Below are 11,724 nucleotides of genomic sequence, written 5' to 3'. Positions count from 1 at the left end.
CATGACGGCGTGGAGCCCTACTGGGAACTGACCTTCGACGCCGACGGCGACGTCGACACCGTGCGGCGCGAGGAGCTGCTGTCCGGCGTGGAACGCGAACACGTCACGGATCTGCTGGTCTTCGCGCACGGCTGGAACAACGACAAGGACGACGCGAGGAAGCTGTACCGGCGGTTCTTCGCGCCCTGCCGGAGCATGGCGGCGGCGGGCGTGCGCCTCGGCTACGTCGGGGTGCTGTGGCCCGCCATCCGCTTCCCCGACGAACCCGTCCCCGACTTCGACCCCTCGGCGTCCGCCGTCGCCGCGGCGGCCGGCGGGCCCGGCCTCGACCCGGCGACCCGGCAGGCGCTCGACCGCGCCTTCCCCGGCCACGGCGAGACGCTGGACCGGATCGCGGAGCTGCTCGCGGAGCGCTCCGAGGTCCCCTCCCGCGTATACGAGTTCGGGCGGCAGGTCCGTGAGCTGGTCTCCCTGCGGGAGACGAGCCCGGCCCGGCACCTGGGCGAGGACACAGGACCGGGCGAGCCCGCCATGCTCACCGACGACGCGGTGCAGGTCTGCGAGCTGCTCGCCGCGGCCCGCGCCGACACCGGGCGGCCCGAACTCCTCGGCAACCTGCGCGACCGGGTGTGGGACGGCGCCCACGAGCTGCTGCGGCAGGGCTCCTACTACGCCATGAAACGGCGGGCGGGCGCGGTGGGCCAGCTCGGTCTCGGCCCGGCGATCGGCCTGCTGGCCGCCGACGTGTCCGGGATCAGGGTCCACCTCATCGGGCACAGCTTCGGCGCCCGCCTCGTCTCGTACGCGCTGCGCGGCATGCCCGCGGACGTGCGGGCGGTGAAGTCGGTGACGCTGCTCCAAGGGGCGTTCAGCCACTACGCCTTCGCGGGCCGGGTACCGCACGACGCCTCGCGCAGGGGCGCCCTCCACGGCATGCAGCGCCGCGTCGACGGGCCGCTGGTCTCCTGCTACTCGCGCCACGACGACGCCCTCGGGCGGCTCTACCCGCTGGCGTCGAAGCTGGCGGGTGACTCCACGACGTTCCTGAACCTCTGGGAGCGCTGGGGTGCCATCGGCTACAACGGCATCCGGTCGGTGGCCGGCACCAAGCGCATCAAGCTGGGCCAGAAGGTGCCGGCCAAGGGGTGCGTGAGCCTGGACGCCGCCGCGGTGGTGCGACGGGGCGGCCCGCCCGCCGGCGCGCACAGCGACATCTGCCACGAGGAACTGGCACGCGTCGTGTTCGCCGCCGGACGGATCGCTCTCGCGTGAGGGTCCCCTACCGGTGGCGGGGGAACTCGACGACCTGCTGGTAAGTCGGGCGGTTCTGCCACTGGATCGGCTTGTGCGTGATGCCGCCCAGCGCCCGGTGGATGACGGAGTCCGCGCACCACTGGTCGCCCGCCTTGCACGCGTCGTCACCGGGGTAGACCTCGGTGGCGGGCTCGGCGGCGGCCTGGGTGAGCGTGGTCAGCAGGGCGTCGCGGCAGGCGTCGAGCTTGCCGCCGCCGCAGTAGGTGTCGCCGAGCGCGCCCTTCACCGGCTCCCCGAGCACCGCACGCAGGTCCTTGTCGGCGTAGCCCCACCAGCCGTACTGGAAGGCGGAGCCCGCGTGCGCGCCGGTGGGTCCGTGGCCCGCGGACGGCGCCTCGTCGGTGGCGAGCTGTGCGGTCAGGGCTTCGTAGAGGTCCTTGCCGAGGCCCGGCCGGAACTCGGCCTCGATGAGCCGCGGCCACCAGGCGTCCATGATCCGTACGGCGTCGGGATGGGCGTAGGTCTTGGAGCCCGCCGCCGTCTGGTTGCGCTGGGCGCCCGCCTTCAGCCAGGCGTCGAGCTGCTGGACCGCCTTGGCCGCCGCCGGGTCGGTGACGGGCTCGCTGCGGAGCACCTTGAGCAGTTCGGGCAGCACCTGCTCGCCGCGCAGGTCGGTGACGGCGGCCTCGGACATGGCCCGCGTCAGCGAGGCGCGGGTGACGCCGCCCGCCTCGGTGAGCTTCTTGACCCGGCCGTCGAGGAGGTCCCCGCGGTGCACGGCGCTCATGCCGAAGCCGGCGGTGGTGAAGTCGTCGGCCTGTTTGTTGTTCCAGGAGATGTAGTAGTCCTGGTTGACGGACTGCGGGTGCTCGGCGGGCGGTGTCTGCGCCGAGGTGTTGTCCGCGGGGTCGAAGTCACGCCATTCGTGGGCTTGCTCTCCCTTGACCGGCAGGGCGGGGTCGACGTCCTTCGCGCGGACGGGATTGGCGCCGCTGTTGTAGTACGCGATGTCGCGCGAGTCGGCGTAGAACCAGTTGAAGGCGTAGCTGATGTGCTGCGCCGCCTTCTGGAACGTCTCGGCGTCCTTGACGTACGAGGGGTCGTTGAGCATCTGGAAGCCGATGATCGAGTCGGCCTCGTGGCGGTAGGTGGAGCGCAGCGAGACGTAGGCGACGGGCTTGCCCTCGACGCTCGCGCGGTGGGTCACAACGCCGTACCGGGTGCGGAAGACCTGCATGCGGTAGGAGCCGGCGGCCGTGGAGTCGGCGACGGTCGGCTTCCAGGCGTTCTTGCGCTCCATCTTCTCCATGGGCGTGCAGGTGCCGCGGTACAGATAGCCGGCCGACTGCTTGGTGGGCGTACCGCCGCCGGGCTCACAGAGCTCCACGGCGTACGTGTCGGTGATGTCCTGCCCGGCGGAGGTCGCCGACCAGGCGTAGTCCTGGCCGCGGCCGAGCTGGACGTACATGCCGACGCCCGCGAAGGAGACGCCGCGGGCGCTGATGCCGGGGCCCTGGAGCTCCTGCTGCATGAGGAGCTGGGGGGCGAAGTAGCCGGTCTGGGGGCCGAAGACGGCGACGGGGTTCTTGCTCGCGGTGTGCTTGCCGGAGACGAGCAGGGCGTTCGACATGCCCTTCTTGTGGCCGTCCTGGCGGAAGAGGTCCTCAGGCAGGACGCCCTTGTCGTACATGCCCTGCGCGGGCCTGAGCTTCTCGGGTGCCTTCACCGGGTCCTTCGCGCCGGTCTTGGCGCCGCCCTCACGGTCGTACACGAGCTGTTCGCGCTCGACGGAGCCGGGGTCGGGCAGCGCGGTGCCGCGCGCCTTGTCCGGTTTGTTCGCGTAGGGGAAGCTCGTGCCGTCGTGGATGGTCTGCACGGCCTCGGGGTCGTTGCGGGCGCGGAAGGACTCCCAGACCTCGGTGCCCTTCTGGACGCCGTACTTCTCCTGGGACTTCAGCAGGGAGAGGGCGGACTCGACCTCGCCGCCGCCGCCGTTGCCGAAGAGGCCGCCGACCACGGAGGCCAGCGCGATCATGTCGGTGATCTTGAACGGCTCTATCTCACCCTTGTTGGTGATCGCGTCGATCTTGCCGGTCAGGACGTACTCGCCGGGGAAGTAGCGGCCGTTCTTGGACTTCACCCGGTAGGCGTTGAGCCCGTCGATGTAGGCCTGCGCGTCCTCCATGGCCTGCTTGCCGCGCTCGCCCTGCGTCGTCCTGATGTACTCGACCTGCTTCTCCAGGTCCGCCTCGGTGTACGGGGCCTGCGGCCAGAACTGCTGCTCCAGGCCCTGGTTGGCGGGCGCGCCGCCCGCGAAGGAGGTGAGCTGCCCGCGGCCGATGTGCCGGAAGAGGTCGATGAGCCAGAGCCGGTCCTGGCCCGCGGCGAAGCCCGCGCCGAACTCGGTGCCGTAGCGCGTGGTGCCCTTGATGTGCGGCACGCCGTACTTCTTGTCCCGGGTGATCGTCACGTCGTCGCGCGGTCTGGTGACCGAGGCGACCTGGCCGTCGCGGACCCCGAAGGACGCGTCGTTGAAGAACTCCGTCAGCTTGTCGTCGGTGAGCGAGGTGTAGCCCGAGGACAGCGCGTCGTAGGGGCCCAACTGGTCGTCGGCGTGGGCCGGCTGGGTGCCGAGGACCCGATGGGCGAGTATCTCGGCGAGCGTCGCGTTGCCGTTGGCGCCGGGCGGCAGGACGTCCGCGCACTGGCTCCCGCAGTAGTCCGTCGCGTCCGCGGACCGTTCCCGCACACCCGGGTCCCCCGGCGCCGCCGCCGCGCCCGGCAGGGGCACCAGGAGCGCGGCGCCGAGCGCGAGCGCCGCCCCCGCGGTGAACGTTCTGAGCCTGACGTTGCGTGGTCCCATGTGTGCTCCTCCGGTGGTCTGCGGAAGGCCGATGCGGCGGAGGTTACTGGCGGGTCGATGAACCCGAAAGATGAACAACCGTCGCCTTTTCCGAATCACCACAACGCGCCCCCCGCGTGCGTGCATCAGCGCTGCTCCGACGGGCAGGCGAAAAACGGTCGCCCGAATAGGGAGCCGAATCGCGTGTCGATACGTCTACTCGGCAACGCCGCTTCGGTTTCCGCTCGGCAGCGGCGCCGGGGAGAGAAGGAACACGGGGCACGAGAACGAAGTACGTGTGACGGAGGTGCAGGGCGATGGCCGGATTCCGGAGTCTCGCGAGACAGGTACGTGACCCGAAGAGCGACCTGGCACTGCGGCGGTACTCACTGCGCAAGTGCCTGGAGAGGTTCGCCCCCTACGGCCACCGGGCGACCTGGGACCATCTGTGCGCCCGGGCGGGCTTCGGGCCCGAGGACAGATCTCCCGACCCGGCCCGGCTCGTGGCGGCGCTGACGGAGCTGGAGGCGGCACGGGCGGTCTGGCTCGCCTACGAGGCGGGCTTCGCGGAGCGCCGCCGCAAGGAGAAGCACGACGGGCTTCGGCGCCCCGGAAGCGACGACGACTGGCACCGCCGCACCTGGGGCGGGTTCGGGGTCGCCTGGTGCGACGACCCCGACGTCCACCCCGACGCGCCCCTCGCCGAAGTCCTGTGCCGGCTGATAGCGGCGCTTGAGAGGGAGCCGGGCGCGGCGTGCCCCGTCTGCGGGGACACCACCCTCGTCTGGAAGCGCGGTCTGGCGCACGAGCCGTCCGCGGGCGCGGTCTGCACGGGCTGCGGCATCGTCGTGCCCGCTCCCGTCCTCACCCGGGAGGCGGTGCGCCGGGCCCAGGTACGCGCCCGGCGGCTGCGTCCGCTGGTGTCGGTGTGAGAGGTGTGACGCTCAGGGCCTGAGCACGTCCGTGTGGATGGCGAGCTTGAACTGGGCGTGTGTGATCGGCGTCTTCTTGCGTACGTCGCCCACGCCGCGCGCCGAGATCTTCAGCCCCACGGGCGTGTTCGGGTGCACGAACATCTGCCAGACGTAGGACCGGAACTGGCTGCCCCTGGTGGGCGCGGAGTCGGTCGTCGCGGTCGAGTCGTACCCGGTCGAGAGGCCGAGCGGGTCACGGACGAACCGCGTGCGGTACTCGGTGGGACCGCTGTCCGGCTCCCAGAAGACCAGCGCGGAGAGCACGCCCCAGCCGTCGTGGCTGGGCCATATCAGCCCCGAGCGGGGCTGCGGGAACTTCCCGGACGAGCTGCCGCCCTTCGCCGGGTCGTGCATGCGCCAGGGGTCGTAGTTCTCCTCCCCCACGCCGTACGGAAAGCGCACGAGGTGGTAGCCGTCGCTGTCATACGTGACGGACTGGCGCCCGTCCTGCGCGGCGTCCCACTTCAACGAACAGATGGCGACCGGCATCGGCCCTCCCTGGGTGATGTGGTGCGTGGCTTCCTTCGGCTCGCGTGTCCTGCACCTACCTTGCGGCCTCGGGCGCCGGTTCCGTAGCACGGGGAAATTACGGTGGTCACGTCGTTTTGTGACGGGCGAGAGTGATCGGCGACGAAGGACATCCGCCGGCCACCGAGGAGAACAGGCCCATGTCGACGCTGCGCGTCACCGCCGAAGCACTGACCGTCCACGAGCACCCGGGCGCCGACGCCCTCGAACTCGCCCAGGTGGGCCTGTACCGCGCGGTCGTCGCCAAGGGCGCCTACCGCACCGGCGACGTCGCGGTGTACATCCCCGAGCAGTCGGTCCTGCCCGCCGCCCTCATCGAGGAACTGGGCCTGACGGGACGTCTCGCGGGCGGCAAGAGTGACCGGGTCAAGGCGGTGCGGCTGCGCGGCGAGCTGTCGCAGGGCATCGTGTGCCGTCCGGCCGCGCTCTCCGGCGTCGACCTGGCGCGCGCCGCGGCCGAGGGCACGGACTTCGCGGAGCGCCTCGGCATCACCAAGTGGGTGCCGCCGATCCCGCCCACCATGAGCGGCGACACGGAGGCGGCGCCCGGCCTGCTGCCCTGGGTCGACATCGAGAACATCCAGCGTCACCCGGACGTCTTCGCCCCGGGCGAGCCGGTGGTCGTGACCGAGAAGCTGCACGGCTCGGCGTGCCTGCTGACGTATGTCACCGCGGACAGCCGCGTCCACGTCTCGTCGAAGGGCTTCGGCGCCAGGTCCCTGGCCCTGCGCGAGGACCCGCGCAACCTCTACTGGCGGGCCGTCCGCGGCCACGGCGTGGCGGACGCGGCGGCACGGCTCGCCGAGCGGCTGGGGGCGAGCAGGGTCGGCGTCTTCGGCGAGGTGTACGGCGACGGGGTGCAGGACCTGTCGTACGGCGCGGACGGGCGGCGCGACACGCTGGGGTACGCCGTCTTCGATGTCAGCGCGGAGATCGACGGGCGGGTGTGCTGGCTGGACGCGGCGGCCCTGCTCGACGGCGAACTGCCCCTCGTCCCGCGGCTGTACGAGGGGCCCTACGACGCGGGCCGCGTCCTGGAGCTCGCCTCGGGCCGCGAGACCGTGTCGGGGCGGGAGCTGCACCTGCGCGAGGGCGTGGTGATCCGCCCGGCCGTGGAGCGGTACAGCCCGGTGACGGGCGGCCGGGCCATCGCCAAGGCGGTCAGCGCCGCCTATCTGACGCGCAAGGGCGGCACGGAGTACGAGTGACCCCGCGGGCCGCCGCCCGGGACCGCCGGGCGGCGGCCGGCCTCACGACGAGGAGCGGCGCTCCGCCAGCAGGCGGGAGCCGGTGAGGCGTTCGCCGAAGACGTCGTCGGGGTTGGAGAGCACGCAGGTCTCCAGGGACAGGCAGCCGCAGCCGATGCAGTCCGTGAGGTGGTCGCGCAGGCGGCTCAGCTGCTTGATGCGCTCGTCCAGTTCCGAGCGCCAGGTCCCCGAGAGGCGCGCCCAGTCCTCGCGGGTGGGGGTGCGCTCCTCGGGCAGCGAGTCGAGGGCTTCGCGGATCGTGGCGAGCGGGATGCCGACGCGCTGTGAGGCGCGGACGAAGGCGACGCGGCGCAGCGTGTCCCGGTGGTAGCGGCGCTGGTTGCCCGAGGTGCGGCGGCTGGTGATGAGGCCCTTGGACTCGTAGAAGTGCAGGGCCGAGACGGCCACGCCGCTGCGGGCCGAAAGCTGTCCGACGGTGAGTTCGTGGACCTTCTCTGGAATCTGGGGCACCCGTCGAACCCTAATGGCTGGTCCGTTGACACGGGTCGGCACACCCAGCATGCTGAGCAAGCGCTTAGTCGCGTGCCGGCGAAGGCGCACGTCACGGAAGACTCAGTCTGGGAGGACCAGGGACATGGCGGAGCCGAGGATCTTCACGTCGGCCGAGGAACTGCGGGCCGGGGTCGGCGGACAACTGGGGCACAGCGACTGGCTGGAGATCGACCAGAAGCGGATCGACCTCTTCGCCGACGCCACGGGCGACCACCAGTGGATCCACGTGGACGCCGAGAAGGCGGCCCAGGGCCCCTTCGGGACGACCATCGCGCACGGCTATCTGACGCTGTCGCTGCTGCCGAGCCTGGTGCCGCAGGTCATGCGCGTCGAGGGCATGAAGATGGGCATCAACTACGGCACCAACAAGGTCCGTTTCCCCGCCACGGTGCCGGTCGGCTCGCGGCTGCGGGCGACGGCCACGCTGACCGACGTGACGCCCACGAAGGACGGGGGCGTGCAGGTGACGGCCCAGGTCACCGTGGAGCGCGAGGGCTCCGACAAGCCGGCGTGCGTGGCGGAGTCGGTCTCGCGCTACTACTTCTGAGCGGCGCGCGGGCCCGGGGCCTCCGGTCGACGCGTGGGCCCGGGGGGGCTACTTGCCCGCGCCCACCATGCGCAGCACGAGGTCGGCGTAGAGCGCGCCGACCTCGTCGGGCGTACGGTGCCCCGCCACGTTGAACCAGCGGGCCACGTCGATGCAGAGCGAGAGCACGGCCAGGGTGGTGCCCGGCACGTCGGGGACGTCGAACTCCCCGGCCCGCACGCCGTCCTCGATGATGTCCCGCACCGCCGCGTCCGTCCTGCGGCGCAGCGCGATGATCTCCGTGCGGTGCTCTTCGCCGAGCGCGTCGAGCTCGTACTGCACGACCCGCGCGGTGGTGTGGTGGGCGGCGTGCCAGCCGACGAAGGACCGCACGGCCGCCTCCAGGCGCTCGGCCGCCGTGCCCCCGCCGTCCGCCGCGGTGCGCAGGATGGCCAGGGCCTTGTCGTGGCCGATCCTGCTGATGCGGTGGAGCAGCTCTTCCTTGGTCTTGTAGTGGATGTAGAGCGCGGCAGGGCTCATCCCGGCGCGGCCCGCGATGTCACGGGTCGTCGTCGCGTGGTAACCGCGCTCGGCGAAGGCCTCCACGGCGGCGATCAGCAGCCGCCTGGCCGCGTCGGGGGCGACCTCGCCCCACGGCTGCTCCTCGCCGCCGCCCGTCTCCTCCGCCGCACCCATGCCCACTCCTGTTCCGCCCGCGTCACTCATCGGGAGGGACACCATACCCCTGACAGTGAGCAAGCGCTTAGGGGCGGCCGTGTCAGGGCTTGGCGAATGGGTCGTGTTCGACGAGCAGCTTCTCGACGCGGGCCTGGTCGACCCTGCTGACGATCTGTCCGACGTCCTGCCGGTCCCTGATCACCTTGGCGAGGGTGAACGCGGAGGTCGTCAGGTAGAGCACGGCGATGGCGAGGAAGCCCCGCACCCAGGCCGAGGCGTCCAGGTAGCCGATGCCGATGGCGACGGCGCCGATGGACACGGCGAACGAGGCCACGGCCTGGCCGTAGAAGGCGTTGGTGGTCTGCTGCTTGATGGACGGCTCAGTCATGGCCACAGCTTCGCCGGGCGCGGCCTGTGCCGTATCCGCTCACGTACTCAGATACGTACTCAGCGTGGCGCCAGGGCAGCCGGCACCGGGCGGTCGGCGGTCAGAACGCCGAGACTCCCGTCAGCGCCCGCCCGATGACCAGCTTCTGGATCTGGCTGGTGCCTTCGTACAGGGTCATGACGCGGGCGTCCCGCAGCAGTTTGCCCACCGGGTACTCGTCTATGTAGCCGTAGCCGCCGAAGACCTGGAGCGCGTTGTTGGCGGCGCGCACGGCGGCCTCCGAGGCGAACAGCTTGGCCTTGGAGGACTCGGTGGCGAACGGCTGCCCCCGGTCGATCAGGTCGGCGACCCGCCAGGTCAGCAGGCGCGCGGCGTCCACGTCCACCGCGATGTCGCTGATCAGCTCCTGGACGAGCTGGTGGCGGGCGATGGGCTTGCCGAACTGTTCGCGCTCACCGGCGTACCGCACCGCCGCGTCGAGCGCCGCCTGCGCGATGCCGACACAGCCCGCGGCCACCGACATGCGCCCCTTGGCCAGGGCCGACATCGCGACGGAGAACCCCTTGCCCTCGGGCGCGAGCATCGCCGAGGCCGGCACGCGGACGTCCTGGAGGACCAGCTCGGCGGTGGCCTGGCCGCGCAGGCCGAGCTTGCCGTGGATGGTGCGGCGGCTCAGCCCGGGGGTGTCGGCGGGCACCAGGAAGGCGGAGACGCCCTTGTGCCCCGGGGCGTCGTTGGTGCGCGCGAAGAGCAGGACGACGTCGGCCCACGTGCCGTTGGTGATGAACATCTTGGTGCCGTTGACCACGTAGTCGTCGCCGTCCCGCACGGCCCGGGCGGAGAGGTTGCCCGCGTCGGAGCCGGTGCCCGGCTCGGTGAGCCCGAAGCATCCGACGTACTCGCCCGAGGCCAGCCCCGGCAGCCACCGCCGCTTCTGCTCCTCGGTGCCCCAGGAGGCGACGGTCTTGGCGACGAGCCCGAGCGAGACGGAGACGATGCCGCGCACGGAGGAGTCACCGCGCCCCAGCTCCTCGGTCACCAGGCAGTACGCGAGGTGGTCGCCGCCCGAGCCGCCGTACTCCTCGTCGATGGTGAGCCCCAGGAAGCCGACCTCGCCGAGCTTCTTCACGATGGCCCGGTCGACGCTCTCGGCACGGTCCCACGCGACGACGTTCGGGGCGATCTCGCGCGCGACGAACTCCTCGGCCAGCCGCTTCACGGCGGCCTGCTCCTCGCTGAGCTCCAGGTTCATCGTGCGCACCTCTTCGCGTCGACCTTTAAATTAGCACTGCTAGTTTACTGCGGCAGCCCTACTATGTGCCGCATGGCCCGACCGCGCAAGCCCCTCCTCAGCCGAGAACGCATCGTCGACGCGGCGCGCGCCCTCGTGGACGCCGAGGGGCTCGCCGCCGTCTCCACGCGCCGCCTGGCCGCCGAACTGGGGGTCAGCGGTCCGTCCCTCTACAACCACTTCCGCACCAAGGACCAGATCCTGGAGGCGGTCGCGGACTCGGTGAGCGCGCAGGTCGACCTCTCGATGTTCGACGCCGCCGACGGACGCGGCTGGCGCACCGCGCTGCACGACTGGGCGGTCTCCTACCGGGCCGCGCTCACGCTGCACCCGAACATCGTCCCCGTGCTCGCCCAGGGCCCCGGGCGCAGGCCCGCCGGGCTGCGGCTCGCCGACGCGGTGTTCGGCGCGATGGTGGACGCCGGGTGGCCGCCCGCGCAGGCCACGTCGATCGGCGCCCTGATGCGGTACTTCATCATGGGCTCCGCGCTCGGCTCCTTCGCCGGCGGCTTCGTGGACGACGAGGCCGCGTACGACCCGGCCGACTACCCGCACCTCGGCCAGGCCCATCTCCTCGCCGAGCGCCAGGAGCTCATCGACGACCGCGCCTTCGAGACGGGCCTGCACGCCCTGCTCGACGGCCTGGCCACGCAGTACGCGCAGGTGGCGGGCCAGGTCCGCGAGGCCTGAGGAAACCCACCGGGCGACACTTCGGTGCGCGCCGAAGCGTCGCCGGGGCATTCTTGGGGCATGCCGCACGACCCCACGCAGATCGCCACCGCGCCCGCCCTCGCCTCGCTCGCCGGGCTCCTCGCCGACGAGACGCGGGCCGCCTGCCTGCTCGCGCTGCTCGACGGGCGGGCCTGGACGGCGGGTGAGCTGGCACGGCACGCGGGCGTCGCCGCGTCCACCGCGAGCGAGCACCTGGGCAAGCTGGTCGCGGGCGGGCTGCTCGCCGAGGAGCGGCAGGGGCGGCACCGCTATCTGCGGCTCGCCGACGCGGGCATCGCCCAGCTCGTCGAGGACCTCGCCGCGCACGCGGCTCCCGGGGCCCCGGCGAAGCCCCGTACGCTGCGCCAGTCGAGCGCGGGCTCCGCCATGGCGCGCGGGCGCACCTGCTACGACCACCTCGCGGGCCGGCTGGGCATCGCGGTCACCGAGGCGATGACCGGGCGTGGACTGCTCCGCCAGGACACGGGCTTCGCGCTGACGGACGACGGCGTCGCCTGGTTCGGCACCCTCGGCATCGAACTGGCACGCGGCGGGCGCCGGCCGCTGGCCAGGGGCTGCCTTGACTGGACCGAGCGGAAGCCGCATCTGGCCGGGGTGGCGGGGGCGGCGCTCTGCCGGCACGCGCTGGACGCGGGGTGGTGCGCGCGGATCGGTTCGCAGCGCGCGGTGAAGGTCACTCCGGCCGGAGCGCGGGCCTTCGCCACGCACCTCGGCATGGCGGAGCTCTGATCTCGCCCACCCCGCCCCGTCA

The 11,724-nt window shown here is 72.0% G+C and carries 12 protein-coding genes; 6 read left to right on the top strand and 6 right to left on the bottom strand.

Annotated features, from left to right (window positions below; all coding sequences use genetic code 11):
- Positions 1-9: 9 nt before the first annotated feature.
- A complete protein-coding gene (locus ACZ6JY_RS18520) occupies positions 10-1,272 on the top strand; it encodes a serine-threonine protein kinase (RefSeq protein WP_469197060.1) in 1,263 nt (420 codons plus the stop codon).
- 7 nt (positions 1,273-1,279) lie between these two features.
- Here the strand turns inward: ACZ6JY_RS18520 and ACZ6JY_RS18515 are convergent, their stop codons facing one another.
- A complete protein-coding gene (locus tag ACZ6JY_RS18515; RefSeq protein ID WP_469197059.1) occupies positions 1,280-4,117 on the bottom strand; it encodes a penicillin acylase family protein in 2,838 nt (945 codons plus the stop codon).
- 296 nt (positions 4,118-4,413) lie between these two features.
- Between ACZ6JY_RS18515 and ACZ6JY_RS18510 the strand changes: the two genes are divergently transcribed.
- Positions 4,414-5,028, top strand: a complete 615-nt coding sequence (locus tag ACZ6JY_RS18510; protein WP_469197058.1) for a hypothetical protein — start codon at positions 4,414-4,416, stop codon at positions 5,026-5,028.
- A gap of 12 nt (positions 5,029-5,040) precedes the next feature.
- Here ACZ6JY_RS18510 and ACZ6JY_RS18505 read toward each other — a convergent pair whose 3' ends face one another.
- On the bottom strand, positions 5,041-5,559 hold the full coding sequence (locus ACZ6JY_RS18505; protein ID WP_469197057.1) for a hypothetical protein: 519 nt from the start codon (positions 5,557-5,559) through the stop codon (positions 5,041-5,043).
- A 179-nt stretch (positions 5,560-5,738) separates the two neighbouring features.
- Between ACZ6JY_RS18505 and ACZ6JY_RS18500 the strand changes: the two genes are divergently transcribed.
- Positions 5,739-6,806 carry an RNA ligase (ATP) gene (locus ACZ6JY_RS18500; protein WP_469197056.1) on the top strand — a complete coding sequence of 356 codons (1,068 nt, stop codon included), beginning with the start codon at positions 5,739-5,741 and terminating at the stop codon, positions 6,804-6,806.
- A 42-nt stretch (positions 6,807-6,848) separates the two neighbouring features.
- On the opposite strand, the gene soxR is transcribed toward ACZ6JY_RS18500, so the two are convergent.
- Positions 6,849-7,316 (bottom strand): redox-sensitive transcriptional activator SoxR, encoded by a 468-nt coding sequence (soxR, locus tag ACZ6JY_RS18495; protein ID WP_469197055.1) that lies wholly within the window; start codon positions 7,314-7,316, stop codon positions 6,849-6,851.
- A 124-nt stretch (positions 7,317-7,440) separates the two neighbouring features.
- Here soxR and ACZ6JY_RS18490 point away from each other — a divergent pair, with 124 nt between their 5' ends.
- Positions 7,441-7,905: a MaoC family dehydratase gene (locus ACZ6JY_RS18490; protein ID WP_469197054.1), complete on the top strand. Its 465-nt coding sequence runs from the start codon at positions 7,441-7,443 to the stop codon at positions 7,903-7,905.
- A 48-nt stretch (positions 7,906-7,953) separates the two neighbouring features.
- Here ACZ6JY_RS18490 and ACZ6JY_RS18485 read toward each other — a convergent pair whose 3' ends face one another.
- The 3 genes from ACZ6JY_RS18485 to ACZ6JY_RS18475 form a co-directional block, all read right to left on the bottom strand.
- A complete protein-coding gene (locus ACZ6JY_RS18485) occupies positions 7,954-8,580 on the bottom strand; it encodes a TetR/AcrR family transcriptional regulator (protein WP_469197053.1) in 627 nt (208 codons plus the stop codon).
- 82 nt (positions 8,581-8,662) lie between these two features.
- A complete protein-coding gene (locus ACZ6JY_RS18480; RefSeq protein WP_469197052.1) occupies positions 8,663-8,950 on the bottom strand; it encodes a YiaA/YiaB family inner membrane protein in 288 nt (95 codons plus the stop codon).
- 100 nt (positions 8,951-9,050) lie between these two features.
- Positions 9,051-10,202, bottom strand: a complete 1,152-nt coding sequence (locus ACZ6JY_RS18475; RefSeq protein ID WP_469197051.1) for an acyl-CoA dehydrogenase family protein — start codon at positions 10,200-10,202, stop codon at positions 9,051-9,053.
- Between the two features lie 72 nt (positions 10,203-10,274).
- On the opposite strand from ACZ6JY_RS18475, the gene ACZ6JY_RS18470 reads away from it, so the two are divergent.
- Positions 10,275-10,931 (top strand): TetR/AcrR family transcriptional regulator, encoded by a 657-nt coding sequence (locus ACZ6JY_RS18470; protein ID WP_469197050.1) that lies wholly within the window; start codon positions 10,275-10,277, stop codon positions 10,929-10,931.
- 60 nt (positions 10,932-10,991) lie between these two features.
- A complete protein-coding gene (locus ACZ6JY_RS18465) occupies positions 10,992-11,702 on the top strand; it encodes an ArsR/SmtB family transcription factor (RefSeq protein WP_469197049.1) in 711 nt (236 codons plus the stop codon).
- Positions 11,703-11,724: the final 22 nt, after the last annotated feature.

The sequence above is a fragment of the Streptomyces sp. NPDC046335 genome (assembly GCF_055587985.1).
Note: the sequence above shows the minus strand (reverse complement) of the source record. Positions and strands in the feature narration are given on the sequence as shown.